The organism is Antrihabitans spumae (assembly GCF_043944905.1).
Taxonomy (GTDB): Bacteria; Actinomycetota; Actinomycetes; order Mycobacteriales; family Mycobacteriaceae; genus Antrihabitans; species Antrihabitans spumae.
Genome location: NZ_JBIMSN010000032.1, coordinates 50909 through 68921, shown reverse-complemented (window position 1 = coordinate 68921; position 18013 = coordinate 50909). Strand labels below are relative to the sequence as shown.

The 18013-nt window shown below is 64.3% G+C and carries 16 protein-coding genes; 8 read left to right on the top strand and 8 right to left on the bottom strand.

Annotated elements, in window-relative coordinates:
- Nucleotides 1–88 precede the first annotated feature (88 nt).
- Nucleotides 89–940, bottom strand: coding sequence for a DUF559 domain-containing protein (locus tag ACHIRB_RS08625; RefSeq protein ID WP_395125272.1), 852 nt, complete (start codon nt 938–940; stop codon nt 89–91).
- A 155-nt stretch (nt 941–1095) separates the two neighbouring features.
- Between ACHIRB_RS08625 and ACHIRB_RS08620 the strand changes: the two genes are divergently transcribed.
- From ACHIRB_RS08620 to ACHIRB_RS08590, 7 genes are all read left to right on the top strand, one after another.
- On the top strand, nt 1096–2292 hold the full coding sequence (locus ACHIRB_RS08620) for an RtcB family protein (protein ID WP_395125271.1): 1197 nt from the start codon (nt 1096–1098) through the stop codon (nt 2290–2292).
- A 101-nt stretch (nt 2293–2393) separates the two neighbouring features.
- The gene (locus ACHIRB_RS08615) at nt 2394–4511 is read left to right on the top strand and encodes a RecQ family ATP-dependent DNA helicase (protein ID WP_395125270.1); all 2118 of its coding nucleotides are present in this window, start codon (nt 2394–2396) and stop codon (nt 4509–4511) included.
- A 132-nt stretch (nt 4512–4643) separates the two neighbouring features.
- Entirely contained in the window at nt 4644–5198 is a 555-nt protein-coding gene (ectA, locus tag ACHIRB_RS08610) for a diaminobutyrate acetyltransferase (RefSeq protein WP_395125269.1), read from the top strand.
- The gene (ectB, locus tag ACHIRB_RS08605) at nt 5195–6457 is read left to right on the top strand and encodes a diaminobutyrate--2-oxoglutarate transaminase (protein WP_395125268.1); all 1263 of its coding nucleotides are present in this window, start codon (nt 5195–5197) and stop codon (nt 6455–6457) included. Before ectA ends, ectB begins: the two co-directional genes overlap by 4 nt.
- 11 nt (nt 6458–6468) lie before the next feature.
- Entirely contained in the window at nt 6469–6876 is a 408-nt protein-coding gene (locus ACHIRB_RS08600; protein WP_395125267.1) for an ectoine synthase, read from the top strand.
- 5 nt (nt 6877–6881) lie between these two features.
- The gene (thpD, locus tag ACHIRB_RS08595) at nt 6882–7799 is read left to right on the top strand and encodes an ectoine hydroxylase (protein ID WP_395125266.1); all 918 of its coding nucleotides are present in this window, start codon (nt 6882–6884) and stop codon (nt 7797–7799) included.
- Between the two features lie 22 nt (nt 7800–7821).
- Nucleotides 7822–8742, top strand: a complete 921-nt coding sequence (locus ACHIRB_RS08590) for a D-isomer specific 2-hydroxyacid dehydrogenase family protein (protein WP_395125265.1) — start codon at nt 7822–7824, stop codon at nt 8740–8742.
- Here the strand turns inward: ACHIRB_RS08590 and ACHIRB_RS08585 are convergent.
- Entirely contained in the window at nt 8736–9215 is a 480-nt protein-coding gene (locus tag ACHIRB_RS08585; protein WP_395125264.1) for a VOC family protein, read from the bottom strand. The two genes, ACHIRB_RS08590 and ACHIRB_RS08585, sit on opposite strands and share 7 nt — an antisense overlap.
- A gap of 34 nt (nt 9216–9249) precedes the next feature.
- On the opposite strand from ACHIRB_RS08585, the gene ACHIRB_RS08580 reads away from it, so the two are divergent.
- Entirely contained in the window at nt 9250–10086 is an 837-nt protein-coding gene (locus tag ACHIRB_RS08580) for an NAD-dependent protein deacetylase (RefSeq protein ID WP_395125263.1), read from the top strand.
- 54 nt (nt 10087–10140) lie between these two features.
- Here ACHIRB_RS08580 and proB read toward each other — a convergent pair whose 3' ends face one another.
- From proB to ndk, 6 genes are all read right to left on the bottom strand, one after another.
- A complete protein-coding gene (gene proB / locus ACHIRB_RS08575) occupies nt 10141–11274 on the bottom strand; it encodes a glutamate 5-kinase (RefSeq protein ID WP_395125262.1) in 1134 nt (377 codons plus the stop codon).
- The gene (obgE, locus tag ACHIRB_RS08570; protein WP_199707774.1) at nt 11271–12731 is read right to left on the bottom strand and encodes a GTPase ObgE; all 1461 of its coding nucleotides are present in this window, start codon (nt 12729–12731) and stop codon (nt 11271–11273) included. Before obgE ends, proB begins: the two co-directional genes overlap by 4 nt.
- A gap of 123 nt (nt 12732–12854) precedes the next feature.
- Complete coding sequence (gene rpmA, locus ACHIRB_RS08565) at nt 12855–13118, bottom strand: 50S ribosomal protein L27 (RefSeq protein WP_199707776.1); 264 nt, start codon at nt 13116–13118, stop codon at nt 12855–12857.
- A gap of 47 nt (nt 13119–13165) precedes the next feature.
- Entirely contained in the window at nt 13166–13477 is a 312-nt protein-coding gene (gene rplU / locus ACHIRB_RS08560; RefSeq protein WP_395112584.1) for a 50S ribosomal protein L21, read from the bottom strand.
- A 274-nt stretch (nt 13478–13751) separates the two neighbouring features.
- Nucleotides 13752–17174: a translation initiation factor IF-2 N-terminal domain-containing protein gene (locus ACHIRB_RS08555; RefSeq protein WP_395125261.1), complete on the bottom strand. Its 3423-nt coding sequence runs from the start codon at nt 17172–17174 to the stop codon at nt 13752–13754.
- A gap of 408 nt (nt 17175–17582) precedes the next feature.
- Entirely contained in the window at nt 17583–18002 is a 420-nt protein-coding gene (gene ndk, locus ACHIRB_RS08550) for a nucleoside-diphosphate kinase (RefSeq protein ID WP_199707781.1), read from the bottom strand.
- Nucleotides 18003–18013: the final 11 nt, after the last annotated feature.

Sequence of the window (18013 nt, the reverse complement as noted above, 5' to 3'; positions counted from 1 at the left end):
TTTCGGCCTCACATCACGCGCCTCACGCCGATCGCATTACGCAACAGCCCGGATCCCGTCGCAAAAGTCGACGAATGGGCGCTCAGCGTCACCTTCCCCGTGCCTTTCGCCTTCGCCTGACATCCGTGATCACCTCATCGGCGACCTTGTGGGGATCGGCGAGTACATCCGCGGCCGCGTAGCGCAGCACAAACCAGCCGTCGCGCACCAACCAGTTCTGTCGCCTCCGGTCGTTGCGAAAAACATCTGGCGCACAATGAAACTCGCGCCAATCGACCTCGACGACGACCCGCGCTCCGACGTCCACGAAATCTCCGACATAGGGACCGACCCGAGCATTAGCGGCGATGTCGAAGTCCCTGGCGCGGAATGCCCGCGCAAGTAGTCGCTCCGGCTCGGACGCGAAACCGATCGCGCGCTGCCGGAGTTGCTTCGCCAGTGCACCATTGCCGCTGCGGCCTGGCGTCTTCGAGGCCAGCAGCTCGAGTGCGATCGGGTCGACCGCGAACCGGCAACTCTCGTCGACGAGACGGGCCGCCTCGTCGGGACTCAGCACGGCGAGGCAATCGAGGAGAGCTTGCTCTCGGGTGACGATCGGAAGCGACTGCAACTCGACGAGCTCGGCCGAATCCAGAGTGCGGCGATACAGCCGCAGCCAGCTGGGTGTTTTCACTTTCACCGCATGCGGGACAGTGGCTTCGACGACATCGGGCTCGTCGCACCAGCCGTACAACCAAGCCGCAGTTCTATGGCTGAGTACCGCGCGCGACTGCCACGACATCACTGCTGCGCACTGCGCCAGTTTCGTCGGTTCGGTGATGCAATAGGTTCCCGGCAGCAGTCGTGTGTACGCACCATTTCGTGCACGACTATCGATGGTCCCCGCGGGGACACCATCGGCAAGCAATTGATCGCGCGTTCGAACTCCGAAGTCGTGCACGCCGTTACTCTCGACGACTCGTCGGCGCCTTCCTGGCGAAACATATCAGCCTGTGGATAACCCGAAGCCTGTGCATAACATTGCGAAAATCAGATGCGCCAACGGTTTTCGGTCCCTACTGTTGATCGAATTCGACAGATGAAAGGACCGAACCAATGTTTCCCGTAGAGCTGCGCGGTACCCGTGCGAAGACGCTCATGTGGGCGCCCGAGCACGAAATCGAGCAGGCAGCACTACAGCAGCTGCGCAACATCGCGAACCTCGAGTGGGTGCACGGCGTCCGCGTCATGCCCGACGTTCACCTCGGCAAGGGCGCGACCGTCGGATCTGTGATCGCCATGAAGGACGCGGTCGCGCCTGCTGCGGTAGGCGTCGATATCGGGTGTGGCATGGAGAGCGTCAAGACCGACCTCACCGCGTCCGACCTGCCCGACGACCTGAGGCGGCTACGTTCACGGATCGAAGCTGCCGTCCCGGTCGGGTTCAACTCGCACAAGAGCGCGGTCGACGTGCGCAAGCTGAGCTTCTCGGTGCCGGGACTGCGTACGGGTTGGGATCGGTTCTGGGGTAGCTTCGGCTCGCTGCACGACGATGTCCAGAAGCTGGAAGGCAAGGCGCACAACCAGATCGGGTCCCTCGGTGGTGGAAACCACTTCATCGAGGTCTGCCTCGACGAGCACGACGCGGTGTGGATTCTGCTCCACTCGGGTAGCCGGAACATCGGAAAGGAGCTGGCGGAGCGGCACATGCACATCGCTCGGCAGCTGCCGCACAACACCGGCCTCCCGGATCGTGATCTGGCCGTCTTCGTCTCGGGCACAAGTGAAATGGCCGCGTACCGTCGCGACCTCGAATGGGCTCAGGAGTACGCCGCACGCAATCGTGCGGTGATGCTCGGGCTGATTTGTTCGGCGGTGCGCGACGAGTTCCCGAATGTTCGCTTCGACGAGCCGATTTCGTGCCACCACAACTACGTGTCCGAGGAGATCATCGACGGCGAGCCGATGCTGGTGACGCGTAAGGGTGCGGTGCGCGCAGGCGAAGGACAGCTCGCGTTGATCCCTGGATCGATGGGTACGCGGTCCTACGTCGTGCGCGGCAAGGGAAACCCGGATTCGTTCCAGTCCGCGTCCCACGGCGCGGGTCGGCGGATGAGCCGAAACGCGGCGAAGCGGCAGTTCTCCGTCGCCGACCTCGTCAGCCAGACCGAGGGCGTCGAGTCCCGCAAGGACGCAGGCGTCATCGACGAGATCCCGGCGGCGTACAAGGACATCGATGCGGTGATTGCAGCGCAGTCCGACCTGGTCGACGTCGTCGCGACGCTGCGTCAGGTTGTCTGCGTCAAGGGCTAGGGCGCTACGCGCCTCGTGAGCACTTTCGGAGGGCGGAACCGCCGAAAAGACTCACGAGGCCGGGGGCCCTTCTGTCGGCGGGGCCGCCTAACGTTGGGGCAATGACCTCCCCCGACCTGCACGCCGCGCAGCCGACCCCCGACCTCCGCGCCGATGCCGAGCAACTGCTTCGTGAGCTGGCGGGTCCGAATGCCACGCTCCGTGACGATCAGTGGACAGCTATCGAGGCTTTGGTCGTGCAACGTAAGCGCGCGCTGGTTGTGCAGCGGACCGGGTGGGGCAAGTCGGCTGTCTACTTCATCTCGGCGAAGTTGCTGCGAGCGCGCGGCATGGGACCAACGGTCATCGTCTCGCCGCTGCTGGCGTTGATGCGCAACCAGGTCGCCGCCGCGGAACGCGCGGGGGTCCGTGCGGCAACCATCAACTCCGGCAACATGACCGAGTGGGACGAGATCCACGCCAAGGTCGCTGCCGGTGAGATAGATGTGCTTCTCGTCAGTCCGGAACGGTTGAACAACCCGGACTTCCGTGACCAGGTACTCCCCTCGCTCGCCGCCGACGCGGGCCTCGTCGTCGTCGACGAAGCGCACTGCGTGTCCGACTGGGGCCACGACTTTCGACCGGACTACCGCCGCATACGGACCCTCGTCTCGGATCTCGGTAATGGCATTCCCGTCCTCGCGACCACGGCGACCGCGAACGATCGTGTTGTCGCAGACGTCGCTGCCCAGGTCGGCGTCGGCGGCGCGGACACGCTGGTGCTGCGCGGCACCCTAGAGCGGGAGTCGCTGCATCTGTCGGTACTTCGCCTCGACGACGCACTCGAACGGGCGGCTTGGCTGGCCAAGCACCTCGCTGACCTGCCTGGTTCGGGCATCATCTACGTCCTGACCGTCTCGGCGGCGCGCGACCTTGCCGATCTGCTCTCCGACCAGGGCCACAAGGTGTCGGCCTACACGGGACAGACCGATCCGGCAGAGCGCGAAATGCTCGAGATAGCGCTGCTGAACAACGACGTCAAAGCCTTGGTCGCGACATCGGCGCTCGGAATGGGATTCGACAAGCCGGACCTCGGTTTCGTCGTCCATGTAGGAGCGCCGTCGTCCCCGATCGCCTACTACCAGCAGGTGGGACGCGCCGGCCGCTCGACCGATCGTGCCGAGGTCGTTCTGCTTCCCGGTGCCGAGGATCAGCGCATCTGGAGCTACTTCGCATCGGTCGCCTTCCCACGCGAGCACCTCGTTCGGAAGGTGATCGACGTGCTCGACACCGCCAAGCCGCTGTCGACCCAAGCGTTGGAACCGCTCGTCGAGCTCAATCGGACCAGGCTCGAAATGGTGCTGAAGGTGCTCGATGTCGACGGTGCCGTCAAACGTGTGCGCGGCGGTTGGATTGCGACAGGCGAGCCGTGGACCTACGACGAGGAACGCTACGCAAGGCTCGATCAGGCACGCGAGTCCGAACAGCAGGCGATGCTCGAATATCAGCGAACCACCGTGTGCCGCATGGAATTTCTCCGCAGGCAACTCGACGACCCCGGCCTGACGGACACGCCTGCCCCGTGCGGACGCTGCGACAACTGCACCGGAACCCGGCTCGACCCCACGGTCGACACCGCGGAACTGGATGCGACCAAACAACGGCTGGACCGGCCTGGCATCGATCTGCCACCGCGGAAACAATGGCCGACCGGGATGGCGAAACTCGGTGTGCAGCTCTCGGGCAAGATCACCGACGGACCCGAGACCGGTCGTGTGCTCGGACGACTCGCCGACCTGGGGTGGGGGCAACGGCTGCGCAGTCTGCTGGATGCGCCGGACGCGCCCGTCCCCGATCCCGTGGTCGCCGCGTGCATTCAGGTCCTCAAGGCGTGGGACTGGGCGCAGCGGCCGACCTCGGTCGTCGCGCTCGAATCGCCGACGCACCCGATCCTTGTTGCAAGCCTGGCAGCCAAGCTTGCAGAGATCGGCAGGCTGACGGACCTCGGCGTGCTGCGCGAGCGCCCTGATCATCCGCCGGTCTCTGCGGCGAACTCCGCGTACCGAGTTGCCGGGTTGGTCGGCGCGTGGGATGTTCCCGACTTCACCGGGGTCGATGGGCCGATTCTGCTGGTAGACGCCCTGACAGACACCGGGTGGACGTTCACCGTCGCCGCGCGCGAGCTGCGTGCGGCAGGCGCGGACGCGGTCCTCCCGCTGGCCTTGGCCACACCGAAGTAGCCACGAAGCCGCCACCGAATCGTGACGAGTATCACAATTGATGCTCGACCTGCGTTAAATCCGAGTTAACGGGTAACCAAGTCGAACGAGACATGAATTCGTCTCACCCACTTGTTACGTTCGTTTCGACCGATGACCCAGACCTCAGACAGAACGACCTCAGCCGCCGTGCCGGACACGGCGTTACGTAGTCCACAGATCTCAGACGGAGTCCGGCTCTGGCAGATCGCGAAAGCGTCCAAGGTTCTCGACGTCAATTCGAGTTATTCCTACCTGTTGTGGTGCAGGGACTTCGACACCACATCGATCGTCGCCGAAGTCGCGGGTGACGTCGTCGGATTTGTCACCGGATACATCCGGCCACACGCCCCGGGCACGCTTTTCGTCTGGCAGGTAGCCGTGGACTCCAGTCAGCGAGGCAAAGGCCTCGCCGTGCGCATGCTCGACCGTCTTCTCGACAAGACAGCGCAAGCAGCAGCGCCGCAAGCGATTACGCGACTGGAAACAACGATCAGCCCGGACAACCCGGCGTCGATCGCGTTGTTCACCTCGCTCGCCAAGCGGCGCAACACATCGATCCACAAGCAGGACCTGTTCGATGCAGGAGTATTTCCCGACGCTCATGAGGCAGAAGAGCTCTACACAGTCGGTCCGTTTGAAAACCGAAAGGAACTCGGCACATCATGAACGCCATTTCAGAACCCACAATTTTCGAATCGCTCGAATCCGAAGTCCGCAGCTATTGCCGAGACTGGCCAACGGTCTTCTCGACAGCGCAGGGCTCGTGGATTCGCGACGAGAACGGCAACGAGTACCTCGACTTCTTCGCAGGTGCCGGTGCCTTGAACTACGGGCACAACAACCCGGTCCTCAAGCAGGCCCTCGTCGACTACATCGTCAGCGACGGCATCACGCACGGACTCGACATGTCGACCGTGGCCAAGCGTGAATTCCTCGAGACGTTCAAGCAGAGGATTCTCGATCCGCGTGGACTCGACTACAAGGTTCAGTTCCCCGGTCCGACCGGTTCCAACACGGTCGAAGCCGCACTGAAGTTGGCTCGTAAGGTCACCGGCCGCGAATCCATCATCAACTTCACCAACGCGTTCCACGGCATGACGCTCGGCGCGTTGTCGGTCACCGGCAACTCGATGAAGCGCGCCGGTGCGGGTATCCCGCTGGTGCACGCCACTCCGATGCCGTTCGACAACTACTTCGACGGCACGATGGAGGATTTTCATTGGTTCGAGCGGTTGCTCGACGATTCCGGTTCGGGCCTGAACCATCCCGCCGCCGTGATCGTGGAAACCGTTCAGGGTGAAGGCGGCGTCAACGTCGCGCGTGCCGAGTGGCTTCGCGCGCTTGCCGACCTGTGCTCACGCCGCGAAATCCTGCTGATCGTCGACGACGTGCAGATGGGCTGCGGCCGCACCGGACCGTTCTTCTCCTTCGAGATCGCGGGCATCACGCCGGACATCGTCACTCTGTCGAAGTCGATCAGCGGGTACGGCATGCCGATGGCGCTGACACTGATGAAGCCCGAACTCGACATCTGGGGGCCTGGCGAGCACAACGGCACGTTCCGCGGCTTCAACCCAGGGTTCGTGACGTCCAAGGCCGCGCTCGACCACTATTGGTCCGACGACGCGCTGCACCTGTCGACGATGGCGAAAGGCGAGAAGGTTCACGAATCCTTCGCCGGTCTCGCAGCAGCTTTCGACGGCGTGTCCACGCGTGGACGCGGGCTGGTCCAGGGGCTCGTGTTCGAAAAAGCCGACCTCGCAAGCAAGGTGTGCCAGCACTCCTTCGAGGCAGGCCTGCTTACGGAAACATCGGGTCCGTCCGACGAGGTTGTGAAACTGCTTCCGCCACTGACGATCACCGACGACGAACTCGACCACGGTCTGCGCATCATCGCCGACGCGACCGCCAAGGTCTGCGGCTGAGGAGGTAACCCATGATTGTTCGAACAACTGCCGATATCACCGGCACCGACCGCGACATCACCAGCGACGACGGCAACTGGCGCAGCAAGCGGATCGTGCTCGGCGGCGATCGCGTCGGCTTCTCGTTCCACGAGACGACGATCAAGGCCGGGACGGTCAACAAGTTCCACTACGCGAACCACGTCGAAGCTGTTTGGCTCGTCGAGGGCGAAGGCACTCTGACCGACCTGGACAACGACCAGGTTTACGAATTGGGCCCGGGGTCTATGTATCTACTGAACGGCCACGAACGCCATCGTCTCGAACCGCGCACCGAGATGCGGATGTTGTGCGTGTTCAACCCGCCTGTCACCGGGCGCGAGGTGCACGACGAGAACGGTGTGTACCCACTGGTCGAAGTCGAGCCTGCCGGAGCGTGAAGTGAATGACGACATCTACACCGAACACCATCGCGACTGATCTCTACCCGACCCGCAAGGGACCGGTCTGCACGGTCGTCGACCGACCCGACCCTGTGGTCTGGTCGGGACTGACGGACGGGTCGCTGCACGCCGCTGAACTAGCTCGCTACGAGGACAAGGGTTTTCACGTCATGCCGTCCGTCCTCTCGTCGGGCGAGGTCGCGGCCTGCTACTCCGAGATCGGGCGGCTTGCCACGTCGCCCGACCTCGCCGCAGATCCACGGGTCATCCGCGAGCAGGGCACCGGCGACGTGCGGTCGATCTTCGACGTGCACCTGCTGAGTTCGATGGTTGCCGAGGTGGCCCGACGGCCCAACGTTCTCGGAGTTGCGCAACAGATCCTCGGCAGCGACGTCTACATCCATCAGAGCCGACTGAACTTCAAGCCTGGCTTCACGGGCGGACCGTTCTACTGGCACTCCGATTTCGAGACCTGGCACGCCGAGGACGGGATGCCCCGGCCGCGCGCGATGAGCATGTCGATCGCGTTGACGCCGAACTACGAAGTCAACGGCAGCCTGATGATCATCGCTGGTTCGCATCAGCGTTTCGTGTCGTGCGCCGGCGAAACCCCGAAAGACTATTTTCAGCGCTCGCTGGTCGAGCACATCCCGGTGACCGGATCGCCCGATCACGCGACGTTGACCGGCTTGGCGAACGAATTCGGCATCGAGCAGATTACCGGGCCTGCCGGATCGGCGACCGTGTTCGACTCCAACTGCATGCACGGCTCGAACGGCAACATCACTCCGTATCCGCGCTCGAACATCTTTCTTGTGTTCAACAGCGTCGAAAATACGCTCGGCCAGCCCTTTTCGGCTCCTGCGCCGCGTCCGGAGTTCCTGGCCAAGCGCGACTTCACTCCCCTGCGCTCGACCTGATCGAACGAATAGAGTTGCTTACATGGCATCGACTGTGATCGCACTCGGACCGAAACACGAACCGATGCTTGTCGACGCCATCGAGCGGGGGAACGCCACAGTGGGCGACCTCGACAAGGCTCGGGGATTGGTATGGACCGCAGGACCCGCAGACTTCCCGAAGTTGCCCGAGTCGATCGAATGGGTGCAGTTGTCGTCTGCGGGAATCGAGGAGTTCTTCACCGCCGGCGTGATCGAGCGACACCCCGACGTTCAGTTCACCTCTGCTGCTGCAATATTCGCGCCGACGGTTGCCGAACACGCACTGGCTCTACTTCTTGCCGGTGTGCGTTATCTGCCCGAGCAGATCCTTGCCGACAGTTGGCGGCAGCAGGAATTTCTTCCCCACATCGGCACCCTGCGCGGCGCAACGGTCACGATCATCGGCGCGGGAGGTATCGGTCGAGCGCTGATCCCGATGCTTGCCGCGCTCGGTGCACACGTCATCGCGGTGTCGCGATCCGGCCGACCCGTGCCCGGTGCGGTCGAGACGTTGCCCGTCAACAGGCTCGGTGAAATCTGGTCGCGCACCGACCATGTCGTGGTGGCTGCGCCCGCGACGCCGGCGACGAAGCACCTGATCGGCGCCGAGGAACTCGCCGCCCTGCGTTCGACGTCGTGGGTCATCAACATTGCACGTGGCAGCCTCATCGACACCGATGCTCTTGTCGCTGCGCTCGCGAGCAACTCGATCGGCGGTGCAGGCCTCGACGTCACCGATCCGGAACCGCTCCCGGACGGCCACCCACTCTGGTCCCTACCCAACGCCATCGTGACGCCCCATGATTCGAATCCGCCACAGCGCCGAGTGGCGGCGTTCGCGGATCACGTAGCCGCGAACGTCGCCAGATTCTCGAGCGGTCAGGATCTCATCGCCAAGGTCGACCGGAACTCCGGCTATTGAGCCGACGCAGCATCGGGGAAGAACATCTCGCGAGCCCGCCGGGCAACCTCGTCGGCGGGGACATCTTCGATCTTGGTGCACACCGCCCAGCGGTGACCGAAAGGATCGATGACGACGCCGTGCCGATCACCCGAGAACACGTTCGAAACGGGCACGACCAGGGTGGCGCCCGCGGTAACGGCCCGGTCCACAAAGGCGTCGGTGTCCTCGACGTATACGACCACCGACGAATGCACCCATCCCGCTTCCGGGGCTTTGATTCCGTAATCGGGCATGTCGTTGGACAGCTGCAGCATCGAATCGCCGATGCGCAGTTCCGCGTGCATCAAGCTGCCGTCGGGTGCGTCCATACGATCGACAACTTCCGCGCCGAAGCCACGAACGTAGAAGTCGAGCGCCGCTGGACCGTCTGCGACCGCGAGGAACGGGGTCAGGGTGCGGTAACCGGCTGGGATGGGGTTCACTGTTGTCATAGACCAATTCTCGACGGCGACAAGTAGCCCTGGATTGAACATTCGCGACACACTCGAGCGCAGCGTCGATGGCTTGCGCGACCTGTTGGACGGCAAGCGGACGGTTGTGCTCACCGGCGCAGGGCTCTCGACCGACTCCGGTATTCCCGACTACCGCGGTCCCGACTCACCGCCGAGAAACCCGATGTCGATTCAACAGTTCCTCGGCGACCCGGAGTTCCGCAAGCACTATTGGGCGCGCAATCACATCGGCTGGCGGTTCATGGACGGGTCCGCACCCAACGCTGGTCACCGCGCACTGGCGCGCCTCGAACGCGACGGCAAGGTCACCGGCATCATCACGCAGAATGTGGATCTACTGCACACCAAAGCGGGGTCACGCAACGTCATCGATCTGCACGGCACCTACGCCCAGGTGCGCTGCCTGACGTGCAACCACAGGGTTTCTCGCCATTCCCTTTCCGATCGACTCGACGAACTGAATCCCGGATTCGCCGAATCTGTCACTGCCGCAACAGGTGTGGAGATCGCACCTGATGCCGACGCGGTGATCGAGCACACGGCGCACTTTCGGATGGCCGACTGCGAACGCTGCGGCGGCCTACTCAAACCGGACATCGTCTACTTCGGCGAAAGCGTCCCACGCGAACGTGTCGCCGCCGCGTACGACATGGTCGACAACTCCGACGCGTTGTTGGTGGCGGGATCCTCGCTGACCGTCATGTCTGGCCTGCGATTCGTCAAACGAGCAACGAAGCTCGGCATACCGATCGCGATCGTCAACCGTGGCTACACCCGCGGCGACGACGTCGCGACGGTGAAACTGCACGCTGGCTGCTCCGACGTACTCGAAGGCCTCGCCGCAGGCTGAGTACGTCCGGAGTCGGTGGCACCCACACTCCGCTGGACGGAGGCAAGGGACCCCTCACACCGGTTCGAGCGCCACCAAATCGTCCGCATGTACAACGGGCCGTTGCAGTTCGGACGGCAGATCGGCAGTCGACGAACCGAGCATCTTCTCGAGTTCGGTGCTGTCGTAGGCAACGACACCGCGGGCGACGACGACGTCGTCCGGACCGACGAGAGCGACAACGTCGCCGCCGTAGAACCTGCCACGAACCGACGTGATGCCTGCAGCCAACAGCGAGCTGCGCCGGCGCGACACAGCCCGCACCGCACCCGCATCCAGCACCAGTGCGCCGCGAGCATCTGCGGCATGCCGCACCCAGAACTTGCGCGCGGACAGTCGAACGGGTCGTGCGGTGAACGCGGTTCCGACCTGCCCACCGCTGAGCGCCGCCGCAGCATCCGACGCAGCGGCAAGCAGCACCGGCACGCCTGCGTCGGCGGCAAGGCGGGCAGCCGACAGCTTCGACGCCATGCCACCCGTTCCGAGAGCACCGCCGGAACCTGCGATCACGCCGTCCAGATCCGCACTGCTGCGAACCTCCGGAATCATCGTCGCCGCGCCTTTTCGAGGATCCCCGTCGTAGAGACCGTCGACATCGGACAGCAGAAACAGTGCGTCGGCTCCCACGAGATGCGCGACGAGGGCGGCGAGGCGGTCGTTGTCGCCGAACCTGATCTCTTCCGTTGCCACGGTGTCGTTTTCGTTCACAACCGCGACGGCACCGAGCGAGCGGAGCCGATCCAGGGTGCGCTGCGCATTGCGATGGTGTTCACGGCGACCGAAGTCGTCTGCACTGAGCAGTACCTGACCGACTGTGCGTCCGTACCGCGTGAACGAGGTACCCCATGCGTGCGCCAGCGCTAGTTGGCCGACACTTGCCGCAGCCTGCTTGGTCGCCAAATCCTGTGGCCGCCTAGTCAATCCGAGCGGAGCCATACCCGCGCCGATGGCACCGGACGAGACGACGACGACGTCGGAGCCCGCCTGCATCCGCGCCTCGACAGCATCGGCCAACAGGTCGAGCCGCTGCAGGTCGATGCCGCCTGCCAGACTCGTCAATGCTGACGACCCGATCTTGACGACGACCCGGCGTGCCGACGAAATAGCTTGCCGCGCAGGACTTTCCGTCCCGCCCAACTCCGCTGTCACTGGTCCTCCGGTTCCAGACCTTCCAAACCACGACGGATGCGGTGTGCGTGCTTACGTTCGGTCGCGCCGATCCGCTCGACCTGATCGATACGCGCGTCGGTACCGCGTCCGGTCCGGACCATGTCCACACCTGCCGGGGTCTGCGGCTCCCAGTCGAACGTCACGGTTCCGATCGTCACCGAGGCGCCAGGCTCGGCACCCTTCTTGACGAGTGCGTCCTCGACACCGAGACGGGCAAGACGGTCCGCGAGATAGCCGACCGCTTCGTCGTTGTCGAACTGCGTCTGCTTGACCCACCGCTCCGGCCTGGTGCCCTTGACGATGAACCCGCCCGGCGTCTCCGGATCTGCAATGACGGTGAACCCGGTTTCGTCCACCGCGATCGGTCGAATGATCGGTCGGCGCGCGACGGCCTTCGGGTGCGCTGCGCGATAGTCCTCGACCATCTTCGCCAGCGCGAACGTCAACTGCCGCAGGCCCGTACGGCTCACAGCGGAGATCGTGAAGACCGGCCAGCCGCGAGCCTCGATGTCGGCGGTGACCATCTCGGCGAGTTCGGCTGCTTCCGGAACGTCGGCCTTGTTCAGGACGACGACACGAGGACGGTCGGCCAGATCGCCGAGCGTGGAGTCCGCCGACAGCGCCGGCTTGTACGCGGCGAGTTCGGCTTCCAGCGCATCGATGTCGGAGATCGGATCACGACCCGGATCGAGGGTCGCGCAGTCGACGACGTGAGCAAGCACGGCGCAGCGTTCGAGGTGACGGAGGAAGTCGAGTCCGAGTCCGCGTCCTTCGCTCGCACCCGGAATCAGACCGGGGACGTCGGCGACGGTGAACGTGGTGTCGCCGCTTGACACGACGCCGAGGTTCGGAACGAGGGTCGTGAACGGGTAGTCGGCGATCTTCGGCTTGGCAGCCGACAAGACCGACACCAGCGACGACTTGCCCGCCGACGGGAACCCGACGAGACCGACGTCGGCGACGGACTTGAGTTCGAGAACGAGTTCACGCTCGACACCGTCTTCGCCGAGCAACGCGAAGCCGGGCGCCTTACGTGCGCGGGATGACAATGCGGCGTTGCCGAGGCCGCCACGTCCGCCGAGTGCGGCTTCGAACTTGGTGCCCGGCCCGACGAGGTCGGCGAGAATGCGGCCATCCTTGTCGAGCACCATCGTGCCGTCAGGGACGCGCAGGATCAGGTCGTCGCCGGTGGAACCGTCGCGGTTGCTGCCCATTCCCTGGGTGCCGTTGCTGGCCTTGGCGTTGCCGTGAAAGTGGAAGTCGAGCAGCGTATGCACGTTCTCGTCGACTTCGAGGATCACGTTGCCGCCACGGCCACCGTTGCCGCCGTCGGGACCGCCGAGTGGTTTGAACTTCTCGCGATGGACGGACGAGCAGCCGTTGCCGCCCTTACCGGCGCTGACGTGCAGCACCACGCGGTCGATGAATCGGGACATAGGAACCGATCCTCCTCGTGTGTTTGGTGCGCTGTCGGCGACACGGCGATAAAAAAGACAAAAGGCGGGCCGGGGTTTTTGCGACCCTGGCCCGCCCCTGTGGAGCTCGGTAAAGCTTCGGTGTCAGGCCTGGGCCTGTGCCGGAACGATATTCACGGTCTTGCGGCCACGCTTGGCGCCGAACTCGACCGCACCAGCGGCAAGCGCGAACAGTGTGTCGTCGCCGCCACGGCCGACGTTGACGCCGGGGTGGAAGTGCGTGCCGCGCTGGCGAACGAGGATCTCGCCCGCGCTGACAGCCTGGCCACCGAACCGCTTGACTCCGAGGCGCTGTGAATTCGAGTCGCGACCGTTGCGCGAACTGGATGCACCCTTCTTATGTGCCATGTCTTCTCTCCAAGTCGGGGGTGCACGGGGGCGGAGCCCCCGTGGGATTACTTGATACCGGTGACCTTGAGGACCGTCAGCTTCTGACGGTGGCCCTGGCGCTTGTGGTAGCCGGTCTTGTTCTTGAACTTGTGGATCCGGATCTTCGGACCTTTGACCTGCTCGACGACCTCGCCGGTGACCGAAACCTTGGCCAGCTTGGCGGCGTCGGTGGTCAGCTGTGAGTCTTCGACGACGAGGACCGGGTCGAGCGAGACGGCCGTTCCGGGCTCACCCTCGATCTTCTCGACCTTGACGAGGTCGCCGACTGCGACCTTGTACTGCTTCCCGCCGGTCTTGACGATCGCGTACGTTGCCATCGGACGGCTACCTTCTTTCCCAAAAGTCGTGCTGTCGAACTTTGCTCGCGCGACAAACGTCGTGCGACTGGTCTGGTGTGTGCTTGCTGCCTGTGGCGCACCCGCCTCGAGCGCGAAACTCGATCCCCCGCATGAAATCACCTTCGTGAACTCATCGGACGTGGCGAAGCGATGCCGCCTGGCAGCGACTGGTCAAGGTTACGGGAACGCAGGTGCGAGGGTCAAACTGACCACCGCCGGCCGGAGCCACTGCGACCGAGGTAACAAGGACCGGTCAGGCGTCCACATCCACCGGCGGACCGGCAGGGCGTCCAGCAGCCCTGCGTCGCCGCGGTTCACGCGGTGGTGGCGGCGGTTCCGGTTCGCTCGTCACAACCCGAGCGGGCGGCTCGGAGCCTGCTGCCGGTAGGACGAAAACCGTTCCAGCAGTGGACTCACCCGACGGTGCTGCCGCTGGGCGAGAAACACGCCGGCGCAGCCACGACTTCTTCTTCGGCTCGTCATCTGCCGCAGGCGTCTGCTCCGACACCGGTTCGGGCACGTCGACCCGTTCCGGCTCGACAGTATGCACGGCCTGCTCCTCGACAACAGCCGCTGCGGTCGGCTCGTCGGTCGTTGCACCGCCTGCGACCACCTCGTCGACGACAACCGCTTCCGTGGTGTCGATCGCGGCCGCAACCGTACCGTCTCCGCCGTCCGCTACCTCGACAGCAGTTGTGTCCGCCGGTGCACCCTCGGCTGCCTGGGCACCGTCTGCCGGATGATCACCGTGGTGGGCGGCCATCGCGAGTGCGACCGGATGCGCACGCTTGATCGAAGGATCGACCTCGACCGTGGACTGTCCGTTGGACGCACCATCAGCAGGGGTTTCGGCCGCCGGACGTTCCCGACCACGCCGCTTCCGTGGCGTCGAATCGCCACGCGACGCCGACCGTGCACCGTTGTCGTCGGACGACGTCGACATCTCCACGGGGTAGGAGTGCACGAGTATGCCGCGGCCATGGCAGTGCTCGCACGTCGTCGAGAACGCCTCGACGAGTCCGGTGCCGAGCTTCTTCCTCGTCATCTGGACCAAGCCGAGCGACGTCACTTCCGACACCTGATGACGGGTGCGGTCGCGCCCGAGCGCTTCGGTCAACCGTCGCAACACCAGGTCGCGGTTCGACTCGAGCACCATGTCGATGAAGTCGACGACGATCATGCCGCCGATATCGCGCAGCCGCATCTGCCGAACGATTTCCTCGGCAGCTTCGAGGTTGTTACGGGTAACCGTCTCTTCGAGGTTGCCACCGGCACCGGTGAATTTGCCGGTGTTGACGTCGACGACGGTCATCGCCTCGGTCCGGTCGATGACGAGCGTTCCGCCCGACGGCAACCAGACCTTGCGATCGAGTGCCTTCGCGAGTTGTTCGTCGATCCGGTACGTCTCGAAAACGTCGGGTCCGCCGTTGGTGTCGTGCCGATGTACCCGTGGCAGCAGGTCGGGTGCAACCGTGGCGATGTAGGTCTCGACTGTGCTCCAGGCCTTCTCCCCCTCGATCACGATCTTGGCGAAGTCCTCGTTGAAGAGGTCGCGAATGACCTTGACCAGCAGATCGGGCTCTTCGTACAGAGTTTGTGTGTTGCCCTTGCCTGCGTTGGCGGCCTGTTCTTCGATCTGCCGCCACTGGTTCTGCAGGCGCTCGACATCGCGAGCGAGTTCTTCCTCGCTGACACCTTCGGACGCCGTCCTGATGATGACGCCGGCATCGTTCGGCACGATGTCGCGCAGAATCTCCTTGAGGCGCTTGCGTTCCGTGTCCGGCAGCTTGCGAGAGATGCCGGTCGACGAACCGCCTGGAACGTAGACGAGGAATCGGCCGGCAAGGCTGATCTGTGTCGTCAGACGTGCGCCCTTGTGGCCGACCGGGTCCTTGCTGACCTGGACGAGCACCTGGTCGCCCGGCTTGAGTGCCTGCTCGATCTTGCGCGAGTTACCGCCGAGACCTGCTGCTTCCCAGTTCACTTCACCGGCGTAGAGCACGCCGTTGCGGCCACGGCCGATATCGACGAACGCCGCTTCCATGCTCGGAAGCACGTTCTGCACGCGACCGACGTAGACATTGCCGACCATCGAGCCGGAGCTGGTGTTGGTGACGAAATGCTCGACGAGGATGTCGTCCTCGAGCACAGCAACCTGCGTTGCGGACGGGTGATCGCCGAAAGCCTTCTCGCGCACGACCATGACGCGGTCGACGGCCTCCCGGCGGGCCAGGAATTCGCTTTCGGTCAAGATCGGCGGGCGACGACGACCGGCATCGCGACCGTCCCGTCGACGCTGACGCTTCGCTTCGAGCCTGGTCGAGCCGGTGATGCCTTGAACTTCGTCCCTGACTACACGGGGTTTGTTGCGCGGCTCGCGCTCGTGAACGACCGTGTTCGGCGGATCGTCCTCCGAGGCCGCGGCGTCACCTGTTGCGGCGTCGCCGGTGACCTTGCGGCGCCGACGACGACGCCTGCGGCGGTTGGGTCCGTCGCCGGTGCCGCTGTCGTCGGAGTCGTCGTCACCGTCGGAGTCGTCTGAATCGTCGGCGTCCGCACCCGTGGTGTCGGAGTCGGCATCCGATCGATCGGTGGAGCCCGAACCTGCTGCACCTGATGAATCCGCAGCGTCTGCTGAATCCGCGGCCTGCTCGTCGGCATCCGTCGAGTCGTCGGAATCGTCCTCTGCGTCGCCACCCGCCTGCTCACCGCGGCCACGACCACGTCCGCGGCGTCCGCGGCGGCGTCGTTTCGGTTGGGCGCCGTCGTTCTTGTCGTCGTCGGCAGCATCCGTGCTGTCGTCCGACGTCGCCTCGGGTGCCTGGTCGGCGCCCTCGTCGACAACAGTCCGGCCGCTCTTGCGGGAATCGGCTGAGTCGGATCCGGCTGAGTCGGATCCAGACGTGTCGGCTTGGGTGGTGTCGGCTTGCGAGTTGTCGGCTGTCGACTTGCTTGCAGCTTTTCCGGATCCAGCCGTCGAAGACTCGGCATCGGCAGTGTCGGATTGCTGATCGTCGGACTTGTCCGTCGCGGCAACTCGGGTCCGGCGGCGTCTGCGGGTCTCTTCGACGGCCGCCGTGTCGGGCTGCAGGAACAACGGGGCGTGTACAACCGCCGGGGTCACGAAGATCGGCGGAAGTTCGGCATCGGCGTCGGACCGGATCGGCCCGGAGAACAGGTTCATGTCGTTGGACACCGGGGTCGGCGTGTCGACGACCTCGGCAACAACGGGAGTCTCGACGACGGGTTCGACGGCGACCGGAGTCTCAGTTTCGACCGTAGTTTCTGTTTCGACCGGCGCTTCGGCTACCACCGATACTTCGGCCGCGTCGTCAGCTGTCGCAGGAGGAGCTGTGGCAGCAGGAGCCGCGACGGGATCGGTGACGCCGGTAAGCAGGTCGCGCACTGATTCCGCGATGTCGCGGTTCAGGCTCGACTGCGGGCTCTTCGCTTCGGCGCCGACCTCGGTCAGCGCAGCGAGGACCTGTTTGCTCTTGACGCCGAGCAACTTGGCAAGCGCGTGCACCCGAATGCGATCCGGAAGTTCCGGTGCCGTTTCGGTGGTTGCGATCGACGATCCCGAGTCCTGCGAATCACCGCTCGCGGACTTGGGTGTCTCGGCTGAATCAACTTCGTTCAGCTCTTCGGATGTCTCGGGCGGCACTTGATCGGCCACGTGGTCTCCCTCGGACCCCCGGGCGCGTCCGCCCAGCAATCGGGAGGTGACGCGGCCACTCAGGGGCTACATGTGTACCCGCGCCTGTGGCCGCGAGATTGTGTGGTCTCGCTCCGCGTACTCGGTAATGTCCGATGAATCTGGTCTGTGTGGGCTTGCTGGGCACGCGGTGCCTGGCTTGGATGGCTGTGCCGTGGTTCGCGCGCTGATCATCGAGCGTGCCGACGCGGGCAACCGACATCTTCTTGCGTTGTCCGTGGCAGCGATGACGGCATCGAACTGTGGAGTCATCCCGGTTACATCAACATGACGAACAAGTGGAGCTTATGTGGTGTAACCGTCACCAGTATCCCACACGCTCGCTCCGGCGCTCGCCATCGGCGTCCGGAGCGAACGTGTCGTGTTGTCTCAGGCGTTGGACAGTTCGGGGAACCACAGGGCAATCTCGCGTGCTGCGGACTCGGCGGAATCCGATCCGTGCACGAGGTTTTCCTGGGTCTCCAGGGCGAGATCGCCACGAATCGTGCCAGGCGTTGCCTTCTCGACGGGATCGGTGCCACCGGCGAGCTGTCGGAAGGCGGCGATCGCGCGCGGACCCTCGACGACGGCCGCTACGACCGGTCCGGAGGTGATGAATTCGAGCAGTGAACCGAAGAACGGCCGTTCGGCGTGCTCTGCGTAGTGGCTGCTTGCTAGTTCGTTGGAGACGTTCTTCAGCTCCAGCGCGGCGATGGTCAGACCTTTGCGTTCGATCCGGCCGAGGACTTCGCCGATGTATCCGCGAGAAACGGCATCGGGCTTGATAAGGATAAGGGTGCGCTCAGTCACGGCCGACAGCC